General features: G+C 58.7%; 16 protein-coding genes. 7 read left to right on the top strand and 9 right to left on the bottom strand.

The features are described from left to right. Nucleotides 1-219: 219 nt before the first annotated feature. Nucleotides 220-1242 carry an alpha/beta fold hydrolase gene (locus KOL70_RS11240; protein ID WP_215480653.1) on the top strand — a complete coding sequence of 341 codons (1023 nt, stop codon included), beginning with the start codon at nucleotides 220-222 and terminating at the stop codon, nucleotides 1240-1242. 7 nt (nucleotides 1243-1249) lie between these two features. Here the strand turns inward: KOL70_RS11240 and KOL70_RS11235 are convergent, their stop codons facing one another. The 3 genes from KOL70_RS11235 to proP all read right to left on the bottom strand — a co-directional run bounded on the left by KOL70_RS11235 (nucleotide 1250) and on the right by proP (nucleotide 5334). Continuing rightward, nucleotides 1250-2224 (bottom strand): diguanylate cyclase, encoded by a 975-nt coding sequence (locus KOL70_RS11235; protein WP_215480652.1) that lies wholly within the window; start codon nucleotides 2222-2224, stop codon nucleotides 1250-1252. 116 nt (nucleotides 2225-2340) lie between these two features. Then, a complete protein-coding gene (gene hemB, locus KOL70_RS11230) occupies nucleotides 2341-3318 on the bottom strand; it encodes a porphobilinogen synthase (RefSeq protein ID WP_031279816.1) in 978 nt (325 codons plus the stop codon). Between the two features lie 510 nt (nucleotides 3319-3828). Beyond that, nucleotides 3829-5334 carry a glycine betaine/L-proline transporter ProP gene (proP, locus tag KOL70_RS11225; protein WP_058759333.1) on the bottom strand — a complete coding sequence of 502 codons (1506 nt, stop codon included), beginning with the start codon at nucleotides 5332-5334 and terminating at the stop codon, nucleotides 3829-3831. Between the two features lie 358 nt (nucleotides 5335-5692). Here proP and KOL70_RS11220 point away from each other — a divergent pair, with 358 nt between their 5' ends. After that, the gene (locus KOL70_RS11220; protein ID WP_215480651.1) at nucleotides 5693-6484 is read left to right on the top strand and encodes a hypothetical protein; all 792 of its coding nucleotides are present in this window, start codon (nucleotides 5693-5695) and stop codon (nucleotides 6482-6484) included. Continuing rightward, a complete protein-coding gene (locus KOL70_RS11215; RefSeq protein WP_021508122.1) occupies nucleotides 6477-6947 on the top strand; it encodes a hypothetical protein in 471 nt (156 codons plus the stop codon). The genes KOL70_RS11220 and KOL70_RS11215 overlap by 8 nt, the downstream gene beginning before the upstream one ends. Before the next feature lie 27 nt (nucleotides 6948-6974). Here the strand turns inward: KOL70_RS11215 and KOL70_RS11210 are convergent, their stop codons facing one another. The 3 genes from KOL70_RS11210 to KOL70_RS11200 form a co-directional block, all read right to left on the bottom strand. Further along, nucleotides 6975-7934 carry a D-2-hydroxyacid dehydrogenase family protein gene (locus KOL70_RS11210; protein WP_215480650.1) on the bottom strand — a complete coding sequence of 320 codons (960 nt, stop codon included), beginning with the start codon at nucleotides 7932-7934 and terminating at the stop codon, nucleotides 6975-6977. Beyond that, nucleotides 7909-9513, bottom strand: coding sequence for an EAL domain-containing protein (locus KOL70_RS11205; RefSeq protein WP_058770992.1), 1605 nt, complete (start codon nucleotides 9511-9513; stop codon nucleotides 7909-7911). The genes KOL70_RS11210 and KOL70_RS11205 overlap by 26 nt, the downstream gene beginning before the upstream one ends. Before the next feature lie 339 nt (nucleotides 9514-9852). Continuing rightward, nucleotides 9853-10929 (bottom strand): AI-2E family transporter, encoded by a 1077-nt coding sequence (locus KOL70_RS11200; RefSeq protein WP_058759330.1) that lies wholly within the window; start codon nucleotides 10927-10929, stop codon nucleotides 9853-9855. Nucleotides 10930-11137: 208 nt separating this feature from the next. Here KOL70_RS11200 and KOL70_RS11195 point away from each other — a divergent pair, with 208 nt between their 5' ends. The 3 genes from KOL70_RS11195 to iolB all read left to right on the top strand — a co-directional run bounded on the left by KOL70_RS11195 (nucleotide 11138) and on the right by iolB (nucleotide 15414). Beyond that, complete coding sequence (locus KOL70_RS11195; protein WP_058759329.1) at nucleotides 11138-12361, top strand: MFS transporter; 1224 nt, start codon at nucleotides 11138-11140, stop codon at nucleotides 12359-12361. Nucleotides 12362-13069: 708 nt separating this feature from the next. Further along, nucleotides 13070-14575, top strand: a complete 1506-nt coding sequence (locus KOL70_RS11190; RefSeq protein WP_021507389.1) for a CoA-acylating methylmalonate-semialdehyde dehydrogenase — start codon at nucleotides 13070-13072, stop codon at nucleotides 14573-14575. Nucleotides 14576-14598: 23 nt separating this feature from the next. Further along, on the top strand, nucleotides 14599-15414 hold the full coding sequence (gene iolB, locus KOL70_RS11185; RefSeq protein WP_058759327.1) for a 5-deoxy-glucuronate isomerase: 816 nt from the start codon (nucleotides 14599-14601) through the stop codon (nucleotides 15412-15414). Between the two features lie 185 nt (nucleotides 15415-15599). Here iolB and KOL70_RS11180 read toward each other — a convergent pair whose 3' ends face one another. The 3 genes from KOL70_RS11180 to KOL70_RS11170 all read right to left on the bottom strand — a co-directional run bounded on the left by KOL70_RS11180 (nucleotide 15600) and on the right by KOL70_RS11170 (nucleotide 19299). Continuing rightward, on the bottom strand, nucleotides 15600-16442 hold the full coding sequence (locus tag KOL70_RS11180; RefSeq protein WP_088516544.1) for a MurR/RpiR family transcriptional regulator: 843 nt from the start codon (nucleotides 16440-16442) through the stop codon (nucleotides 15600-15602). Nucleotides 16443-16899: 457 nt separating this feature from the next. Next, nucleotides 16900-18813 (bottom strand): 5-dehydro-2-deoxygluconokinase, encoded by a 1914-nt coding sequence (iolC, locus tag KOL70_RS11175; RefSeq protein WP_215480649.1) that lies wholly within the window; start codon nucleotides 18811-18813, stop codon nucleotides 16900-16902. Between the two features lie 300 nt (nucleotides 18814-19113). After that, nucleotides 19114-19299, bottom strand: coding sequence for a hypothetical protein (locus KOL70_RS11170; RefSeq protein WP_215480648.1), 186 nt, complete (start codon nucleotides 19297-19299; stop codon nucleotides 19114-19116). A 59-nt stretch (nucleotides 19300-19358) separates the two neighbouring features. On the opposite strand from KOL70_RS11170, the gene iolD reads away from it, so the two are divergent. Continuing rightward, the gene (gene iolD / locus KOL70_RS11165) at nucleotides 19359-21293 is read left to right on the top strand and encodes a 3D-(3,5/4)-trihydroxycyclohexane-1,2-dione acylhydrolase (decyclizing) (RefSeq protein ID WP_021507393.1); all 1935 of its coding nucleotides are present in this window, start codon (nucleotides 19359-19361) and stop codon (nucleotides 21291-21293) included. Nucleotides 21294-21345: the final 52 nt, after the last annotated feature.

The following is a 21345-nucleotide window of genomic DNA, read 5'->3' as shown; positions in this document are numbered from 1 at the left end:
CATCAAGACTGGTCTTGTTTATCGTGAAATTAATCACCGACATGTTGTGATGATGTTGAATAGTTGCCGTAATTACGGCCGTTATTATTAACGCAAATGGGTTATCGCTTTGCGCGGCTTAACAGTTAAAGGTGTGACGGGCGGCGGCACGGCGCATCAATATCCACCGGCGGTTTTCGTGCCAGACTGAGGGTTTTTCCCCTGTACAGAAGAGGTCACATGACGTTTCGTTTTCGATTAAAACCGTTACTCAGCGTAGCGCTGACGTCAGCGATGCTGTGCGGCACGCTCAGCGCGCAGGCCGCAGAGGCCGTGTATGGCGAGCAGCTGGAGGGATTTCACTATCCTTATCCGCTGCAGCATTTTACCTTCTCCTCCCAGCAGCAGTCGCTCAGCATGGGCTATATGGACGTGAAGCCGGCGCAGCAGGCCAACGGTCAGACAGTGGTGCTGATGCACGGTAAAAACTTCTGCGCTGCCACCTGGGAAGACACCATCAACGCGCTGAGCCAGCAGGGCTATCGCGTGATTGCGCCGGATCAGATTGGTTTCTGCACCTCCACCAAACCTGCCCGCTATCAGTACAGCTTCCAGCAGCTGGCGCAAAACACCCATCAGCTGTTAGCGCAGCTCGGCGTTGAGAAAGCGGTGATCGTTGGCCACTCGACCGGCGGTATGCTGGCGACGCGTTACGCACTGATGTATCCGCAGCAGACGCAGAAGCTGGTGCTGGTCAATCCGATTGGCCTTGAGGACTGGAAGGCGAAGGGTGCGCCGTGGCGCTCAGTGGATCAGTGGTATCAGCGCGAGCTGAAGCTCGATGCGGCGGGCATTAAGAAATATGAGCAGCACACCTATTACAGCGGCCAGTGGAAGCCGGAATATGACAAATGGGTGCAAATGCTGGCCGGGCTGAATAAAGGACCGGGGCATGAGAAAGTGGCGTGGAACTCGGCGCTGATCTACGACATGATTTTCACCCAGCCGGTCTATTACGAGTTTAAAGACCTGAAGGTGCCGACCACGCTGATGATCGGCACGGCCGATACCACGGCGATTGGCAGCGATATCGCTTCACCGGCGGTGAAAGCGCAGCTCGGCCATTACAATGTGCTGGGCAAACAGGTGGCACGGCTGATTCCCGGCGCGCGGCTGATTGAGTTCCCCGGCATGGGGCACGCGCCGCAGATGGAAGCGCCAGCGAAGTTTAATCAGACGCTGATTGACGACCTGGCGCATTAAGGAGCGGCTATCTGCGCGGCTGCCTTTTCTGATACTTGGCGGCGTACATGCGTGCGTCGCTGCTTTCCAGCAGCTGCTCCAGCGATTGCGGCTGCTGCGGATCAAATTCCACGATGCCCGATGAAAACTGCAGCGTGTAACGCCGCTCCAGATCCTGCATCTGTTTATGCAGATAGTGGGCGAAGCGCGCCAGCGTTGCTTCCGCCTCGTCCTGACGAATGCCGTTCAGCAGCACCACAAACTCATCACCGCCGAGCCGGGCAAAGATATCGGCATGGCGAAAACTCACCTTCATGGCATCGGCAAAGTCCATCAGCGCGCGGTCGCCCTCGCGGTGACCATGCCGGTCATTGATGGCCTTAAAACCGTCGAGATCGAGAAACGTCAGGCTGGCGGGCAGCTGTTTCAGCTGACACTCATTCAGCGCCATCTGACCCAGCGTCATAAAGCCGCGCCGGTTGGTGATTTGCGTTAGCTCATCGGACGTCGCGGCCTGAAACGCTACCAGCTCGGCTTCGGCCATGGCCGCCAGATCGCGCAGCGCGTGCAGATCGTCCGCGTTAAACTGGCGCGCATGGTTATCGATGATGCACAGCGTACCGACTTTGGCGCCGGACGGCGTGCGCAGCGGATAGCCCGCGTAGAAACGCACCGGATTGTCTGCATCGGTAACCAGCGGATTATCGCTGAAGCGCGTGTCGGCCAGCGCGTCCTCGACCACCATCACCTCATCCTGCAGAATGGTATGACCGCAAAAAGAGATGTTACGCGCGGTGGTTGGCCGATCAAAACCGTCGCTGGATTTAAACCATTGATAGTCATTCTCCAGCAGACTGACCATCGCGACCGGAACGTCAAACAGACGTCGGGCAAGGCGGGTTAAACGGTCAAAACGCTCTTCTGTGGGTGTGTGCAGAATGTTGAGCGCACGTAACTGGGCCAGACGCTGTGATTCGTCCGCGGGCAGTGCAGGTGCTTTCATCGCGTAACTCTTGTTAATGATGGATGTGTTACAGCAAACCGGATGTCGTGCCCGCGCAGGGGCAGAGAGCACTAAACAACCGCGGCAATCCGCGATTGTTTAGCGTAACGAGAGGATCAGAGCACTTTTTGCTCGGCAAGATCAAGGGCGAAATAGCTGAAAATGAGATCTGCACCGGCACGCTTAATGGCACCTAAGCTCTCCAGCACCACATTACGTTCATCAATGGCGCCCGCCTGAGCGGCAAATTTAATCATCGCGTACTCACCGCTCACCTGGTAAGCCGCCAGCGGCAGCGTGGTGCGCTCGCGGATATCACGCAGAATATCGAGGTAAGCGCCTGCCGGTTTGACCATCAGCGAATCTGCACCTTCCGCTTCATCAATCAGCGACTCGCGAATCGCTTCACGGCGGTTCATCGGGTTCATCTGATAGGTTTTGCGGTCGCCTTTCAGCGCGGTGCCCGCTGCTTCACGGAACGGGCCGTAGAACGACGAGGCGAATTTGGTGGAGTAAGACATGATAGCGGTATCGGTAAAACCGGCCGCGTCCAGCGCCTGGCGAATCGCTTTCACCTGGCCATCCATTGCTGCTGACGGCGCGATGAAGTCGGCACCGGCCTGCGCAGCAACCACCGCCTGTTTGCCGAGGTTAATCAGCGTCTGGTCGTTGTCGACGCCGTGATCGCACAGCACGCCGCAGTGGCCGTGGCTGGTGTATTCACAGAAGCAGGTATCGGACATGACAATCATTTCCGGCACCGTGTCTTTGCAGATGCGCGACATGCGCGCCACGAGGCCGTTTTCGTTCCATGCATCGCTGCCGGTGGCATCGGTGTGGTGCGAGATACCGAAGGTCATGACCGAACGGATCCCGGCTTTGGCGATGCGTTCGATTTCGTACGCCAGACGTTTTTCCGGAATGCGCATCACGCCCGGCATGGCGTTGATTGGCACGTAATCATCCACGCCTTCTTCAACGAAGATCGGCAGGGCCAGATCGTTCAGGCTGAGGTGGGATTCCTGGAACAGTTCGCGCATCGACGCGCTTTTGCGCAGTCTTCTTGGGCGCTGAATGAGATTGAAATCAGACATGCTCGATTAACTTATGCTGGTGAAAAAAGTGGCGACAGTTTACCCCTTTTCGCCGGGTAGCATGAAGGATTGTGTGCGGTGCGGGCCGGGCGTTGTTGCCGGTCGGCATGAATGCCGACCCTACAGCGCACCCGGCAACCGCCGAATCCCAACCCGCCGTTACCCGTAGGGTGCGCATTCATGCGCACCAGGCAACCGCAGAATCACAACCCGCAGTACACCCGCAGGGCACGCATTGATGCACACCGGGAATCAGCAGAATCCCAACCCGCAACATACCCGTAGGGTGCGCATTCATGCGCACCGGGAATCAGCAGAATCCCAACCCGCAGCACACCCGTAGGGTGCGCATTCATGCGCACCGGGAATCAGCAGAATCCCAACCCGCAGCACACCCGTAGGGTGCGCATTGATGCGCACCTGGAAGCCTCACCGCAGCACACACATTCTCACGCACCCGGCAACCGCAGAAACAAAACTCCCGCCAGGTGGCGGGAGTGAAAGGGCAGATTACTCGTTGATGTCCGGGTGCTGCTGCACCAGGTTTTTCCGCTTCGCCTCAAGGCGGGCAATCTCTTCATCAATATCTTCAATCTTCTGCTCGATGTTGTCGTGATGCTCCTGCAGGATCTCACGCGCTTCTTCGAGGTCCGATGCCGCTGGTGTCGCGCCGCGCAGCGGTTTGTTGGCGGTCTCTTTCATGTACAGACCGGTCACCAGACCGACCACCGCCACCACCATCAGGTAGTAAGCCGGCATATACAGATTGTTGCTGGCTTCCACCGCCCAGGCGGTCACGGTTGGCGTCAGACCGGCAATCAGAATCGAAATGTTAAAGGCGCTGGCCAGCGCACTGTAGCGAATGTGCGTCGGGAACATCGCCGGCAGTGACGAGGCCATCACGCCGGTGAAGGCGTTGAGGATCACCGCCAGCAGCAGCAGACCGGCAAAAATCAGCCCCAGTACGTTACTGTTGATCAGCATAAAGGCCGGAATCGCACAGAAGAACAGGGCGATACTGCCGACGATCACGAACGGACGACGGCCGAAGCGGTCGCTCAGCATGCCCATCACCGGTTGCACAAACAGCATCCCCATCATGATGGCGATGATAATCAGCACGCCGTGATCTTCCGAGTAGTGCAGGTTATGCGACAGATAGCTCGGCATGTAGGTCAGCAGCATGTAATAGGTCACGTTGGTGGCAAGCACCAGACCGATACAGGCCAGCAGGCTTTTCCAGTGTTTGCTGGCAATCTCTTTAAACGACACTTTTGGGCCGTCGCGCAGACCTTCGCGGTCGCCTTGCTCCAGCTTATCGACATGCTGCTGGAACGCTGGCGTCTCTTCCAGTGCGTGACGCAGATACAGGCCGATAATGCCCAGCGGCAGCGCGAGGAAGAACGGAATACGCCAGCCCCAGTCGAGGAATTTCTGCTCGCCAATCACCGTTGAGATCAGCACCACTACGCCCGCGCCCAGCACGAAGCCGGCAATCGAACCAAAGTCCAGCCAGCTTCCCATGAAGCCGCGCTTACGGTCCGGCGAATACTCGGCGACGAAGATCGACGCACCGGTATATTCCCCGCCCACCGAGAAGCCCTGCGCCATTTTCGCCAGCAGCAGCAGTATCGGTGCCCAGATGCCAATCGAGGCGTAAGACGGTATCAGGCCGATACAGAAGGTACTGATCGACATGATGACAATGGTAATCGACAGGATTTTCTGGCGACCGTATTTATCGCCCAGCATGCCGAAGAACAGGCCGCCCAGCGGACGGATCAGGAACGGCACCGAGAAGGTCCCGAGCGCGGCAATCATCTGCACGCCTGGCGAGGCGTCCGGGAAGAACACTTTACCCAGCGCGTAGGCCACAAAGCCATAAACACCGAAATCGAACCATTCCATCGCGTTACCGAGTGACGCGGCGGTAATGGCCTTACGTAAACGAGCGTCATCGATAATCGTGACGTCATCCAGCCCAATAGGTTTTACACGCTTCCTACGTAATTTCATGAGGTTACCCTGTATTGGAATTCAAAAAGTCCTCAACGCTGCGGACTCGGTGGAGCGTTCAGTCCGCGGCGTTGAGAAAATTAAAGCATAGCCGTGAAAGTGGTTTTTTCCCTGGCCTGCCAAAGCAATTATTACTCAGGTAATTATTGCATCCCGCGACAGAGTATACCGTTTAAATGTGATATTTGTCATGTTTCCGCCAATAACTGGCTATTTTTTGGCTAAAACTATGGCCGTTTTGGTCCGCAATCGCGGCAAAAAAATTGTCTGAATCGCGACGCAGGCCGCAGCGCAGATGCGCGGGCGAGCGAAAATATCTATACTTGCGCCAGTTTCTCTGCCGGAGATCGGGCGCCGCATGGCACGCTTTGTTTTATTTGCAAAAAGTCTCTGTTTTGACGTTGACCAGCAGGTCCTCTTTCCGGTGCAGTCGCCCGCGCACCGCGTGGCACTGACGCCGCTGCAAACCGCCATTCTGCGGCGCGTGATTGATGCGGATGGCAAACTGGTGCGCAACCAGACCCTGCATGCGCTGTTCCAGCGCGTCCCCAGCGACACACCGTTCGCCGAACGTCTGACGGCCACCATTGCCGCCATCAATCAGCAGGCACAGCTGGCACACGCGCCGGGTCCGCTGGTGCATCAGGTGCCGCTGATTGGCTGCGTGCTGGCCGATCAGGTCGATGTGGCGCCGCTGAGCGATGAGCCGATGGCTACGCCAGCGGCAGCGGTGGTCAGTCCGCAACCGGCGCCCGCGCCGGCCAGCGTAAAGAAGAAGCGGCCTGTGCTGCGCTGGGTAATCGTTGCGCTGCTGCTGGTGAATGTCGCGCTGGCGCTGCTGGCACGCCAGATGTTCGCGCCGGTGCAGCACGATGCGCTGGATTTCCGACCGCTGCTGCGCATCCAGAACAGCCAGGTGTTTATCCCCAGCCATCTGAAAGCCGATTCGTGGGTGGTGCAGGACGCGCTGCGGCGCTATCGGCAGTGGCAGCCGCGCCTGCCGGATGGCTCAGCGCCGCCGATGGTGTATATCAACCCGGTGCGCACCCGACTCTTTTCCAGCACCTTCCTGTGCGCCAAACCGATCGCGCAGAAGGACAACGAATGTATTTCATGGATGGTGTCAGCGCAGGAGATACCCGATGCGTAAAGCGATAATCACCACGGCAGTGGTGCTGGCCTTTGTGCTGCCGTGGGCTCTGGCGCTGCTGCTGCGGCCGGCAGAACCGGTGCCGGAGTGGTGTGAAGTACCGTATCGTATTGATCATGAAGGCGCGCCGGCTGGCGCGATTGATGCCACCATTCGCACGCGCTTTAAGGCGGACGGCAGCGGCAGCTCAACGCTGACCGGCACCGTCACGGTACGCGATCGCCACTATCGCCTGCATCGCGTATCCGATACCACCTGGCGCCGCCAGGGCGATTTCATGCTTAGCACCACGCGCAACGTACGTATCCTGGCAGACGACACCGTACCGCCCGCACTGGCGGCGCAGATCGTGTTTTCGCCAGCGCGCGAGGGCAATAACGATTATTACCAGATGTACCAGCTGCCCAATGGCGACCAGATGATTAATTATGCCGGGCTGCCGCGCCTGTACTGCCACAGCTAACCCCGGTGCTGTCGACGCGCCGGGGGCTTAAAGCAGCGAGCGCAGCGGCGCGCCGTGCAGCCAGCCAGCAATATCTTCCACCGCCTCGCTGAAGTAGGTGCGGTAATTGGTGTCGGCGACATAGCCCAGATGCGGCGTCGCCAGCACGTTCGGCAGCTGACGCAGCGGATGATCGGCCGGTAGCGGCTCCTGTTCAAAGACATCCAGCCCGGCGCCCGCCAGCTGACCAGACTGCAGTGCGCTGATCATCGCCTGCTGATCGACAATCCCGGCGCGCGAGGTGTTAATCAGCAGCGCGCCCGAATTCATGTGCGCCAGCGCCGCGTCGTCCAGCAGATGACGGGTGCGCTCACTCAGCACCAGATGAATCGATACCACATCGCTCGCCCTGAGCAGCGCCGGCAGCGAAGCCATCTTCTCTGCGCCGCACGCCGCTGCGCGTGCTTCGCTCAGGTTCTGGCTCCAGGCGCACACGCGCATGCCAAAGGCGCGCGCCACGTTAGCCATCTCACCGCCAATCTTGCCCAGCCCAAGCAGGCCGAGGGTTTTGCCGTGCAGCGCCATGCCCAGCGTATGCTGCCACGCACCGTTGCTGCGCAGCGCCTGGCTCTCCGCCGGGATATGGCGTGCCAGACCGAGCAGCAGCCCCCAGCTCAGTTCCAGCGGCGCCGCGCTGCTACTGGCGGTGCCGCACACCGCAATCAGCCGTTCGGCACAGGCGTGCAGATCGATTGAGGCATTGCGCATACCGGAGGTGACAATCAGCTTCAGATTGGGCAGGCGGCCTATCAGCCGGGCGCTGAGCGGGGTGCGTTCGCGCATCACCACCAGAATGTCGGCGTGCGCGATGTGAGCGACCAGTTCATCTTCGTCGGCGTAGTGGCGGTGCAGCGCGGTAGTTTGTACCTGCGGTTGCAGCGATGCCCAGTCGGCCAGCGACAGGGCAACATTTTGATAATCATCAAGAATGATGCAGTTCAGGCTCATGGTGGTCCTCAACGGGAAGCGGTTGGCGCCCCTGCTGATTAAGCCAGGCGCGAAGCTGGTTATTGTCCATCGGACGGGCGTAATAATAGCCCTGAATAAATACCACGCCACGCTGCTGCAGATACTGAAATTGCAACGCGGTTTCTACCCCTTCACCCAGTACCTCGAGCTGCAGCTTGTGGCACAGATTGATGATGGCATCCAGCACCGGGGTTTCGATCTCCAGTCCTTCAATGGCGTTGATAAAGCCGCGGTCAATCTTCAGGTAATCGAGCGGGAAGGTCATCAGATAGGAGAGCGCACAGTGGCCGGTGCCGAAGTCGTCAATCGCCACCTTCATGCCGTGCGACTGCAGATAGCGCAGCTTGCGCGACACCGCGTCGCCGTCCTCGATCAGGCTGCGCTCGGTAAGCTCCAGCGTGATCAGCATCTGTTTGTCACGGATGTTGCGGGCAAAACGCATCATGTCCTGCACAAAATCGGGGTGTTGCAGATGCTCAGCTGCGAGGTTAAAGCCAATGTGGAAGCCCGGTTCAACCTGCCAGCTCTGGATATCTTCCGCCATCATCGCCAGCAGATGCTGGGTCAGCGGCACGATCATGCCTTCCGCTTCGGCATGGCTGATGAAGATGTCCGGGCGGATCATTTCGCCGTTGGGCCGCTGCCAGCGCATCAGCGCTTCCGCACCGGTGCAGCGCTGAATCCCGGTGCTGTACACCGGCTGATAGTGCACCGTGAACTCACGGTTGCGTATCGCCCGGCGAATTTCATCCGCCCATGAGAGGCGGCGGCGCAGCCAGTTGGCGGTCAGCACCATCAGCAAAATCGAAAAGATGGCGGCCATTGGCAGGAAAATAAGCAGCGCCTGACGCCAGGCTTTGATCAGCTCGGCGGCGGGTACCGTCACGCTGACGCTGATTGGATAGCGGCTGGACTCCGCCTGATAGTTGGCGCTGCTGAGGTACAGCAGCTCTGGCTGGTCGTCCGGACCGCTGGCGATGGGGCTGCCGCCGTTGAAGCGCAGGCTCATCTGATAACGGTTCGACTCGCCGATGGCGCGCATGAAGTCCATCAGATACTGGCCATCAATCACCGCCCAGAAACCGCTGCTGTCCGGCAGGTGACGCACGAAAATCACCGCCGGGCGATCCGGTACGCCGGAGGTGCCGCGAATCGACAGGCTCCACCAGGCTTTGCCGGTCACCGGCGGCGACTGCATCATCATCCCGGCCAGCGTGTCGTGCTGCAGCCCGTAAGCCGACGAGCAGGTGATTTCGCTGCCCTGCAGGGTGCCAATCGAGCGGAAATAGGCATTAAGGGTGCCGGCGCGCTGCAAATCTTCATCAATATCGGCGCAGCGACGATTCTGGTACTGACGCAGGCGGGTCACCATGTCCCAGGCGCTGTCGCTCATCTTTTCTGCCTGCGTCAGCAGGGCATTGGCGGTGGCAATTTGCTGCTGGCTGACCGTATGGCGCGCCTCAATGGCTGTGCAAAATATGCCCAGCACCAGCGGTAATAACCCGGCACAGACAATCAACAGCCAGCCAAAATCGCGTTGTCGTTTTTGCAGAGGCACCAGACTTTCCTCGGTCGGTTTAAGCAGCATTCAGGGAGCGCGTTACGGCGTCAGCAGCATAACACTTTCCCGCGGCCGTGCATGTTAGCGTTTTGATTTTCCACCAATCTGATACAAGTCAATTATGGTTCGCGCTTTGCGTTTATTGACAATGTTTTGCCGTTACTGGCATTTCCCGGCAGGAAAAAGCCTGTGGCACGAGATGAGTAAGAGTGTTGCGCCAGAATCATCAGGCATGGCGATGCGCGCTGACGCCATACGGCGGTGGCGTCACTGCGCAGGGAAGCTGCCAGACGATCGGCAAATACCGATTGTCTGGCATCGTGGCGTGGTAAGACGTTACGGGCGCGGCGCGGGCCGGTTAGCTTTGACGCGCAGGCGAGGTTTGGGGCGGCCATTACCCAGCATTATCGCCAGCCGGCTGCCGCCCGGCGTGGTTTCCATCAGGATTTTGGTGACGCTGGTCAGCGGCACCGACAGCAGCATCCCGACCGGACCGAGCAGCCAGCCCCAGAAAATCAGCGACAGAAACACCACCAGCGTTGACAGCCCCAGCCCACGTCCCATCAGGCGCGGTTCCAGCATATTGCCAAACACCATGTGAATGGCACTGAACAGCGCCGCCACCAGCACGGCGTCATACACATCATTCAGCACCAGCGCCTGAATAAACGGCGGCACACCGGCGATAATCGGGCCGATATTGGGGATAAAATTGAGGATAAAGGCGACAACGCCCCAGAACAGCGCAAATTTGACGTCCAGCAGCATCAGCACCAGCCACACCGCCAGCCCGGTAATCAGACTGACCAGCGTTTTCAGTGCCAGATAGTGCGTGACGCCCTTTAGCGCTTTGTGCAATCCGGCGATGCGGATCTGCGGATTCATCATCGCATTGCGCAATTTGTACGGCAGATGGTGCACCTCAAACAGCATGAACACCACGGTCAGAATCAACAGCACCACATTGGTCATGGCACCGGAGAACTGCGCCAGCAGCGTGGTGGCCATGTTCATAATCACATTGGGATCGAGCCGTGCCGCCAGTGCGCTGGTGGAGATATTGATATGAAACTGTGCGGCGAAATGCTGCAGCACCGTCAGCTTCTGTTCCAGCAGGCTGCGGATTTGTGGATAGGTATCGCTGAACTCGCTTACCGAACTGGCCAGCACCCCGACCAGCAGCAGCATCACAATGAAGATCACCGTGATCACCAGCGAGATCGCCACGCCGCGCCGCAGACCCCGGCGCATCAGCAGGGTCACCAGCGGATTAAGCACAATCGCCAGGAAGCTGGCGAGTAAGAAGGGCACCAGAATATCTGACGCGGCACGAATGCCCGCCAGAATAATCACTAACATCGCCAGCTTGACCAGGATGTTCTGGCCAATTTTCTCCTGTGGCTTTTCGTTCATTCCCTCTCCTGAATGGTGGTTCGCTGTGGAAAGTGTAGTTGAACGCCAGTAAGTAATTGTTTGTTTAGGAGTAAGCGAAGCGAACCCGATAAGCACCGCCGGAGATACCGCCATCAGCCCGCCGCTAATCGACGGTGCGCACGGCGAGAAAAGGCGTATAGTGAAGCTTCAGCTATAAAAATTCCGTCAAACACGAGCGCAATCACTCATGCCTGACCAGCCCGCCGCGGCCGAATACAGCCGCTTTCGTCTGAATTTACAGATTCTCTCCATCGTGAAGTTCAACTTCGCCACCTATCTGACCATTGGCCTGCCGCTGGCGGTGCTGCCGGGCTTTGTCCATGACGGCCTGGGCTACAGCGCTTTCTGGGCCGGCGTGGTGATCAGCCTGCAATATGTCGCCACGCTGCTGAGCCGTCCGCATGCCGGTCGCTATGCCGACAGCTGGGGACCCAAAAAAGTGGTGGTGCTTGGGCTGTTTGGCAGCCTGGTGAGCGGACTGTGTATTTTGCTGTCGGCGCTGATAGAGGAGCAGGAGGTGCTCAGCCTGGCACTGCTGTGCCTCGGGCGCGTGCTGCTCGGCGTCGGGCAGAGTTTCTGTGGCACCGGCACCTCGCTGTGGGGCGTGGCGAAAGTCGGCTCGCTGCATATTGGCCGGGTGATCTCCTGGAACGGCATTGTCACCTATGGCGCAATGGCGATTGGTGCACCGCTTGGGGTGATGATCTTTCGCAGCGGCGGCCTGCTGCTGCTCTCCAGCGTGATTATCGCCATCAGCGTGCTGGCGATAGTGCTGGCGCTGCCCCGTGCGCCGGTGAAAGGCAGCAAGGCCAAACCGCTGCCGTTCCGCGCGGTGCTCGGGAAGGTGTACGGTTTTGGCCTGCTGCTGGCGATGGGCTCGGCGGGCTTTGGCGTGATCGCCACCTTTATCACCCTGTTTTATCAGGAGCAGGGCTGGGATGGTGCCGCCTTCGCGCTGACGCTGTTCAGCGCTGCGTTCGTCGGCATGCGCCTGCTGTTTCCCAACGCCATTAATAAACTCGGCGGACTGCGCGTCGCCAGCCTGTGTTTTGCCGTCGAGGCGATTGGCCTGCTGCTGGTGGCGGGCGCGTTCGATCCGTGGATGGCGAAGTTCGGCGCTTTTCTCACCGGCGCCGGTTTCTCGCTGGTGTTCCCGGCGATTGGCGTGGTCGCAGTCAAAGTGGTGCCGCAGCAGAACCAGGGCAGCGCGCTGGCCACTTACACCGCGTTTATGGATCTGTCGCTCGGCATCACCGGTCCGATCGCGGGTTTTATCATGAGCTTCGCCGGTGTACAGCTGGTTTATCTGCTGACTGCGCTGCTGGTGGGATTTGCGCTGCTTTGTACCCTGCGGATGATCAAGCGTCAGGCTGGGATGCCAGCCGGGGACGCGGCGTCCAGGTCGCCATAAATGGCGCCCCTACAGCATGACAGAGCGCGCATTGATGCGCACCGGGCAATCGACGGGGCCAACACCGCAGGGTGCGCATTGATGCGCACCGGGCAATCGACGGGGTCAACACCGCAGGGTGCGCATTGATGCACACCGGGTAATCGACGTCGCCAGCACCGTAGGGTGCGCATTGATGCGCACCGGGCAATCCGCTGCGGCAATCACGCATCGGATGGGGGAACAGGTGAAAAAAAGGCCTCCGACCGAGGCCAACACTAACAAAAGCGTGTCGCTAAGACACAGATAAGGGTTCGTTTCACATCGCATTGTCTGCAGATGCTGCAAAGAAAACATTTATTTCGTTTTAATTGAATTATGAAATAACGGATATTGGATCTGCCTCGCAAAAATTTCATATTTCGTTTCATCCAGCCACGCTCCGGCACTGACCCTCTCGCTGACTGATCGTCCTGCTAATCTCACTGCTGCTGATTACGGGTGAAGGCCGCATCGGCATTGTCATCAGGCCCGCACTTTGCGCCAGTCCGCTGACGCTGGCGGAAAAATGCGATCCAGGCCGCTAAAAGCAAATTTTCCAAAAAGAACTATTTGAAAAATTTATTTCACTGTAATAGCTTCATAGCACGCTTTCCGTATTGCCTGATCGGGCGCGACCCAGACTGACCCGCGGCCTGCAGGGACCTTACACATCAAAGAGGCAACGACATGACTATCGTAGGAAACTTTATCGGCGGCAAAATCACGCACAGCGCCAGCAACGAAACCATTCCGGTCTACGATCCGGCGACCGGCAAAGTGATCCGCGAACTGACGCAAAGCACGGCGGCAGAAGTGGCGCAGGCCATTGAGGTCGCCCATGCGGCGTTTCCGGAATGGTCGAAAACGGCGCCGCTGCGTCGTGCCCGCGTCATGTTCAACTTCAAAGCGCTGATGGAAAAACATCGCGATGAACTGGCGGCGCTGATTGTTTCTGAGCACGGTAAAGTCTGGTCCGATGCGCTGGGTGAGCTGACGCGCGGCATCGAGGTGATCGAATTTGCCTGCGGCATTCCGCACCTGATCAAAGGGGAAAACTCACCGAACGTCGGTTCCGGCGTTGACAGCTATTCGCTGATGCAGCCGGTGGGCGTGGTCGCGGGCATTACGCCGTTCAACTTCCCGGCGATGGTGCCGCTGTGGATGTTCCCCATCGCGCTGGCGTGCGGTAATACCTTTGTGCTGAAGCCGCCGGCGCTCGATCCTTCTGCCTCGGTACGCATGGCTGAACTGCTGAAAGAAGCGGGGCTGCCGGATGGCGTGTTCAACGTGGTGCACTCCTCAAACGAAGACGCCGAGCAGCTGTATAAAGATCCGCGCATCGCGGCGGTCAGCTTCGTCGGCTCGTCCGGCGTGGCCGAGCACATCTACAAAACCGCCAGCGCGCATGGCAAACGCGTGCAGGCCTTCGGCGCCGCGAAAAACCACGCCATTGTGATGCCGGATGCTGATCTGGATGCCACCGTGAACGCCATCATGGGCGGTGCTTTCGGTTCTGCCGGGGAACGCTGCATGGCGCTGCCGGTGGTGGTGGCGGTTGGCGACGATACAGCCGACAAACTGATTTCGCGCCTGACGCCGCTGATCAAAGCGCTGCGCGTAGGTCCGGGCATGCAGCAGGGTGCCGAAGAGAATGAAATGGGGCCGGTGGTATCCGCTGCGCACCAGAAGAAAGTGCTGGGCTACATCGACAAAGGTGAGCAGGAAGGCGCGACGCTGGTGGTTGACGGACGCGGCGTGAAAGTCGCGGGCCATGAAGAGGGCTACTACGTTGGCGGTACGCTGTTCGATAACGTCACGCCGGAGATGGTGATTTGGCGCGAAGAGATTTTCGGACCGGTGCTGAGCATCATGCGCGCCAGCGACTTCGACAGCGCGCTGCAGCTGGTAAATAGCCACGAATTTGGTAATGGCAGCGCCATCTTCACCAGCAACGGCCACACCGCCCGTGAATTTGTGCACAACGTGGAAGCGGGCATGGTGGGTGTCAATGTGCCGGTGCCCGTGCCGATGGCGTTCCACAGCTTTGGCGGCTGGAAGCGTTCGGTGTTTGGTGCGCTCAACGTGCACGGTCCGGACGGGGTGCGTTTCTACACCCGCATGAAAACGGCAACCGTGCGCTGGCCAAGCGGTCAGCAGACCGTTTCTGAATTCAGCATGCCAACGCTGGGTTAATGTCGCGCAACAGGAGAAACAGGATGTCACTGATTTCAAAAGTGCAGCAGCCGGACAGCCACGGGCGTATCCAGCACGTGACGCCTGAGAGCGCCGGCTGGGAATATGTGGGCTTTGACGCTTATCTGCTGAAAAAGGGCCAGACGCTGCGGTTAAGCAGCGGCGAGAGAGAGCTGTGCCTGGTGCTGGTGGCCGGTCTGGCGTCGGTGAAAACCCGCGACGCAGAATTCCCTGGCATCGGTAAGCGCCTGTCGCCGTTTGAGCGCACGCCGCCTTACTCGGTTTACGTGCCGCATCATGATGAGGTTGAAGTCACTGCCGACAGCGATCTGGAACTGGCGGTATGCAGTGCGCCGGGCAGTGGCAATCTGCCCGCACGGCTGATTGCACCGCAGGATGTAGGCGTGGAGCACCGTGGCAAAGGGCGCAATCAGCGCCTGGTGCATAACATTCTGCCGGATAATCAACCGGCCGACAGCCTGCTGGTGGTCGAGGTGTATACCGACGAGGGCGCGACCAGTTCGTATCCCAGCCACAAGCATGATGAGAAGGACAGCCCGGACGAAACCTATCTGGAAGAGACCTATTATCACCGTTTCGACCCCGAGCCCGGTTTCGCCATGCAGCGCGTCTACACCGACGACCGTTCGCTCGACGAGTGTATGGCCCCGTATAACCGCGATGTGGTGACGGTGCCGCGCGGGTATCATCCGGTGGCGACGCTGGCCGGTTACGATAATTATTATCTGAACGTGATGGCCGGGCCGGTACGGCTGTGGAAATTTACCTGGGAGAAGGATCACGCCTGGGTGAACAGCGAGCAGTATCCGCGCCGTTAATCGGGTCTCCGCGCGGTTGCAGGAAATGCGCACCAGGTTAAACGGCGCACGCAAGCATATAAACGTGCACAGCCGTAGGGTGCGCATTGATGCGCACCAGGTTAAACGGCACACGCATTCACTGATGCGCACAGATAAAAAAAGGCAGCCATCTGGCTGCCTTTTTTCTATTCGGTACCTGAGGTTTATTCGTTGCTGCTGTTATTCAGTGCCAGCGACACCGCCAGGGTTTGCGCCAGGCACAGCGAGGCCACCTGCGAGCGGAAGCCATCCACCTGCGCTTCGCGCACCACAAAACAGACATCGCTGAACGCCGCCAGCGGGCTGACCTGGCTGTCGGTGATGGCGATCTGATGCGCGCCACGTTTAGCACCCAGCTCCACCAGTTCCACCGCTTCACGCGCATACGGCGAGTAGCTGATAGCGATGACCACGTCTTTCGGATTCACCATGCTGAGCTGTTCAGTGAACATGCCGCCCAGGCCATCAATCAGAAAAGCGCGACGCTCCAGATGGCGCAGCGCATACACCAGATACGAGGCCACGCTGAACGAGCGGCGCAGACCGATGATGTAGATGTTCTCCGCCTCGTTGAGCATTTTCACCGCTTTGTTCAGCTGGTCGGGATTCACCTGCATCGCCAGCTGCTGCAGCGCCTGGCTGTTGACCATGGTAAAGACGTTGAGGATCTCCACCGGGCTCTCCGGTGAGCTGGCGCTGTCGTCTGTGGCTGTCTGGCGGAACAGGCGCGCCCGTTCGGTATAGTTCACGGTCTCTTCCATCAGGTGCTGACGAAAGACCTGTTTCATTTCGTTGAAGCCGCTAAAGCCGAACGCGTTGGCGAAGCGGATCAGCGTGGAGGGCGGAACATCCGCCTGCTGGGCGATAGAGGCGACGGTATCAAACGCGATGCTGTTGCTGTTATCAAGGATATAACGAGCCACCTGCTTCAGGCGTTTACTCAGCGTCTCGTAGCGACGACGGATATCGTCCTGTAACAAGGTTAATTGCGTTGGGTTATTGGTCATTACTTCGGCCCGTCAGAAAAGGAAATATGGCTGGATAATGAGCGCTATAGTACCAGATGGATGGAAAATTTCATTTGTTTGACGCTATCGTGAAGGCTATTTCATCGGTTTATGAATTGCCTCACAAAACTCAGGGGGTTGAGGGCTTGCCCTCACCCTAACCCTCTCCCGCAGGCGGGAGAGGGGACAGTCCGGAGCGGTCTGATCGGTCTGACAGGGCTGGTACAATGCTTAACGACCTGCCTGAACGGCTCCCTCACCCTAACCCTCTCCCGCAGGCGGGAGAGGGAACAGTCCGGAGCGGTCTGACCGGTCTGACAGGACTGGTACAATGCTTAACGACCTGCCTGAACGGCGCCCTCTCCCGGTGGGAGAGGGCGGGGGTGAGGGCATCCGCGCGCAACACACTAAAAAGCGGCCCGTCAGGCCGCTTCTCAGTACATCCTCTTCAAATGCGTCAGCCGCGCGCGGCGCGCCAGTAGCCAATCAGGCGCAGATAATTGCCTTTCACGGTCTCAATCAGCGCCTTATCATCCAGCTCACCTTTCAGCCACTGGCGTGACGGCTGGCCAAAAATGGTGCGACCCACGGCAAAACCTTTCACCCACGTGGCCTGCGCGGCGGCGGCGAAGCCGGCTTTCAGCTTCTCTTCCGGCGCATCAAGGCCGAGTAACAGAATGCCGCGACAGTGCGGATCCTGCTGCTCAATCAGCTCGCCGATCGCCTGCCAGCTCTCCGCCGTCAGCGGTGGTAGCTTCCACCAGTCCGGCTGCACGCCCAGGCTATAGAAGTGGCTCAGCATGTCGTAATAGTAGGACTCGTTACGGTCCGGGTTGCTCTCCGGCAGAATCACTTCCAGCAGCAACTCGTGCCCGCTTTTGTTACAGCTGCGCCACACGTCAAGAACCAGCTCGTCCTGCTCTTTACGCAGTTCAGCACTGTCATGGGGATGGTAAAACACCAGGCATTTGACGACGTGTTCGGCCGGCCAATCCACCAGCTGAGAGCCAATATTGCCGTGCTCAAGACGCAGTGGTCGTGAGCTCGGCAGCTCGATGGGCCGCCCAATCCACCAGTGCTTGCCGGTGATGGCGTTGAGCGCTTTCTGGCCGTACGTGGTATCCGCCAGGATGCCACTCTTCTCATTGAGACCGGCTTCATTAGCCGCCTCCTGTGCCGCCTGCAGCAGCAGCAGTTTCAGCTGCGGAATGCGCTCCTCGCTGACACCCGCTTCGCGCGCCATATCGGCCAGCTGTTTACGGTGGTCAAAGGCGAACACATTCAGCTCCGGCCACTGCTGCTTACGCGTGGTAACGCGATGCAGATGATTGAGGCGCGCGTCCAGATCCGGGCGTTTCACCGCCTTATCGCGGCTGAGGAAATCGTCCAGTTCCTCTTTCGTTGGCATCGCCGGCGCACAACCGTGACGGGATACCACCAGCGCGCCACAGGCGTTGGCGTAGCGGCACGCCTGCTCCCAGCTCTCATCGTTGAGCCAGCCGCGCAGCAGGCCCGACATAAACGCATCGCCGGCGCCCAGTACGTTGAGCACCTCAACGCGCACGCCGCTGTGCAGGCGCGTCTGTTCCCAGCTATCAGGAATCTCGCCCTCAAACACCACACAACCCAGCGGCCCGCGTTTGCAGACCAACGTGGCACTGCTGGCCTTACGCACATTTTTCAGCGCGGTCAGCGTATCGGTACTGCCACCGGCGATATGGAACTCTTCTTCCGTTCCGACGATCAGATCGAAATAGTGCACCACTTCCTGTAGCTGCTGCGTCACCTGGCCGGACTCAATGAAACGCGTTTCACCGTCACCCAGTGAGGTCAGACCCCATAGCACCGGGCGATAATCGATATCCAGCGCGGTACGCAGACCGTTGCGCCGGGCGATATCCAGCGCTTTCAGCACCGCCGCCCGCGTGTCCGGATGCGACAGGTGGGTGCCGGTTATCGCCACGGCGCGGGACGAGGTAATGAACTCTTCGCGAATGTCCTCGGGAACCAGCCCCATATCCGCACAGTTGTCGCGATAGAAAATCAGCGGAAAGGTCTCTTCGTCTTTGATGCCGAGAATCACCAGCCCGGTCAGGCGCTGCTTATCGGTGATCAGCCCGTCAGTATTGCAGCCCACGCGCTGCAGCTCTTCACGCAGGAAGCGGCCATTGTGTTCGTCACCGACGCGCGCCAGCATCGCCGACTTCAGCCCCTGGATCGCGGTGCCATAAGCTACGTTGCCGGAAGAGCCGCCGAGGTATTTGTTAAAGCTGGTCATATCTTCCAGGCGCGAGCCAATTTGCTGGCCGTAAAGATCGACGGCGATGCGTCCAATACAAATCACATCAAGCCGCTTCTGTTGTGTACTCATACTGATGGTTTCCTTCTGTGATAAGCAGACACGGCGGGCGCTGCCGCCCACTATCAAGCGCAATGCTTCCGGGGTCTCAGGGTGCCTGACTGGCTATGTGGGCAGTATGAGGAATAAAAATTCCAAACACAATATGAAATGAAACATCCATCGCGATTTTGTGAGCCAGGTAAAACTCTGGTGCCGCTGCCTTTCCCCTCCTTTACGGCTTGCCCGTTTCGCGGGTGCTCTGGCTTGTGAGCCAGCTCGCAGGAAATGATGACGGATGAGAGGAAGCTGCTGACGTGAAATGAAATTTCGTTATGATGGCTGAGGCACAGCAGGCTGTTTCACTTTGCTGTCATCCCGTCCCGTCATCGCCTGCGTTTCAGCGCCGAATTTGATCTTCATCGCAAAATGAAATGTTTCTTCTGTAATCAGGTTTAATGGAAAAAACATTTGTTTATAATCGCCACACGTTTCACTTAGCGTCGGGCGCGTTTTCACCGCCGACCCGAACCGCGTCGTACCCCCTGAGCGGGTACCACATGTAAAGGAAGAAGCATATGGGCACTATCAGACTGACTACCGCACAGGCGCTGGTGAAATTTCTGGATAACCAGTACCTGAACGTTGACGGCGTTGAAACCAAATTCGTGCACGGCATCTTTGCTATTTTCGGCCACGGCAATGTGCTCGGCCTCGGCCAGGCGCTGGAGCAGGACAGCGGCGATTTACAGGTGTATCAGGGCCGTAACGAGCAGGGTATGGCGCACGCTGCCATCGGTTTTGCCCGGCAGTCGCTGCGCCGTCAAATCATTGCCTGTACCTCTTCCGTCGGACCGGGTGCCGCCAACATGATTACCGCGGCAGCCACGGCAACAGCCAACCGGATTCCACTGCTGTTGCTGCCGGGCGATGTGTTCGCCACGCGCCAGCCGGACCCGGTGCTGCAGCAGATCGAGCAGAGTCACGATCTCAGCATCAGCACCAACGATGCCTTCCGCGCAGTGAGTAAATACTGGGACCGCGTGAGCCGTCCGGAGCAGTTGATGACCGCCTGTATCAATGCGCTGCGCGTGCTGACCGATCCGGCGGAAACCGGGGCGGTAACGCTGGCGCTGCCGCAGGATGTGCAGGGCGAAGCCTGGGATTTCCCGGAATACTTCTTCCAGAAACGCGTGCACTTGCTTGACCGGCGTCTGCCGACGGCGGCCCAGCTGGACGCGGCGCTGGCATTGATTGCGCGTAAGCACAAGCCGCTGATTGTAGTGGGTGGCGGCGTGAAATACTCCGATGCCGGTCAGGCGCTGCTGAGCTTTGCCGAGCGTTTCAATATTCCGTTTGCCGAAACGCAGGCCGGCAAAGGCACCATCGTTTCCGACCATCCGCTGAACGTGGGCGGCGTGGGTGAAACCGGCTGTCTGGCGGCGAACCTGCTGGCCAAAGAGGCCGATCTGGTGATCGGTATTGGTACGCGCTATACCGATTTCACCACGGCTTCAAAATGGATCTTCCAGCATCCGGAAATCAGCTACCTCAACATTAACGTCAACAACTTCGACAGCTACAAGCTGGATGGCGTGCAACTGCTGGCGGATGCACGCGAAGGATTAACCGCGCTGGAAGCCGGACTGAACGGCTTTGAGAATCACTGGGGTGGCCAGATTGAACAGGCGCAGAGCAAGCTGCTGAAAGAGACGCAGCGCGTGTACGCCGCCACTTTCAACACCGACGACTTTATTCCGGAAATCGCTGACCACATCGATCGCACCGCGCTGTTCGCCGAGTTTGAGCGTTTGACAAAGTCGGTGCTGACGCAGAGCAGCGTGCTGGGCACCTTAAACGAACAACTGCCAAAGGATGCGGTGATTGTCGCCGCCGCCGGCAGTCTGCCGGGTGACCTGCAGCGCGTATGGCGCACCAAAGACTACAACGCGTATCACGTTGAGTACGGCTACTCGTGCATGGGTTACGAAGTGAATGCCGCGCTGGGCGTGAAGCTGGCTCAGCCGCAGCGCGAAGTCTACGCCATGGTGGGTGACGGCTCATTCATGATGCTGCACTCCGAACTGGTCACTTCGATTCAGGAAGGGGCGAAAATCAACGTCATCCTGCTGGATAACATGACCAATGGCTGCATTAACAACCTGCAGATGGAACACGGCATGGACAGTTTCAACACCGAGTTCCGCTTCCGTAATCCGCAGGGCGGCAAGCTGGATGGCGGCTTCGTGCCGGTTGATTTCGCGGCGATAGCCGCCGGCTACGGCTGTAAAACCTACCGTGTCACCACGCTGGAGCAGCTGAAAGCGGCGCTGGAAGATGCGCAGCAGCAGACGGTTTCGACCCTGATTGACATCAAAGTGCTGCCGAAAACCATGGTGCACAAATACTTCAGCTGGTGGCACGTCGGCGTGGCGCAGGCTTCCACCTCAGAGCGGACGCAGCAGGTGGCCGACAAGCTCAATCAGCATATTCAACAGGCGCGTAAGTACTAACCCTTTTCAGGCCGGCGCTGCCCGGCCCGTTTTACCCTACTTATCCGACTCT

The organism is Pantoea sp. B270 (assembly GCF_018726825.1).
Lineage (GTDB): Bacteria > Pseudomonadota > Gammaproteobacteria > Enterobacterales > Enterobacteriaceae > Pantoea > Pantoea dispersa.
This window is presented reverse-complemented; position numbering and strand designations above follow the sequence as displayed.

What these genes read in the sequence shown, in the direction of transcription:
- iolD (WP_021507393.1), top strand. Translation starts at nt 19,359, where the DNA reads ATGGGCACTATCAGACTGACTACCGCACAGGCGCTGGTGAAATTTCTG.
- iolB (WP_058759327.1), top strand. Translation starts at nt 14,599, where the DNA reads ATGTCACTGATTTCAAAAGTGCAGCAGCCGGACAGCCACGGGCGTATC.
- KOL70_RS11215 (WP_021508122.1), top strand. Translation starts at nt 6,477, where the DNA reads ATGCGTAAAGCGATAATCACCACGGCAGTGGTGCTGGCCTTTGTGCTG.
- KOL70_RS11240 (WP_215480653.1), top strand. Translation starts at nt 220, where the DNA reads ATGACGTTTCGTTTTCGATTAAAACCGTTACTCAGCGTAGCGCTGACG.
- KOL70_RS11220 (WP_215480651.1), top strand. Translation starts at nt 5,693, where the DNA reads ATGGCACGCTTTGTTTTATTTGCAAAAAGTCTCTGTTTTGACGTTGAC.
- KOL70_RS11190 (WP_021507389.1), top strand. Translation starts at nt 13,070, where the DNA reads ATGACTATCGTAGGAAACTTTATCGGCGGCAAAATCACGCACAGCGCC.
- KOL70_RS11195 (WP_058759329.1), top strand. Translation starts at nt 11,138, where the DNA reads ATGCCTGACCAGCCCGCCGCGGCCGAATACAGCCGCTTTCGTCTGAAT.
- KOL70_RS11200 (WP_058759330.1), bottom strand. Translation starts at nt 10,929, where the DNA reads ATGAACGAAAAGCCACAGGAGAAAATTGGCCAGAACATCCTGGTCAAG.
- KOL70_RS11180 (WP_088516544.1), bottom strand. Translation starts at nt 16,442, where the DNA reads ATGACCAATAACCCAACGCAATTAACCTTGTTACAGGACGATATCCGT.
- KOL70_RS11210 (WP_215480650.1), bottom strand. Translation starts at nt 7,934, where the DNA reads ATGAGCCTGAACTGCATCATTCTTGATGATTATCAAAATGTTGCCCTG.
- KOL70_RS11235 (WP_215480652.1), bottom strand. Translation starts at nt 2,224, where the DNA reads ATGAAAGCACCTGCACTGCCCGCGGACGAATCACAGCGTCTGGCCCAG.
- proP (WP_058759333.1), bottom strand. Translation starts at nt 5,334, where the DNA reads ATGAAATTACGTAGGAAGCGTGTAAAACCTATTGGGCTGGATGACGTC.
- iolC (WP_215480649.1), bottom strand. Translation starts at nt 18,813, where the DNA reads ATGAGTACACAACAGAAGCGGCTTGATGTGATTTGTATTGGACGCATC.
- hemB (WP_031279816.1), bottom strand. Translation starts at nt 3,318, where the DNA reads ATGTCTGATTTCAATCTCATTCAGCGCCCAAGAAGACTGCGCAAAAGC.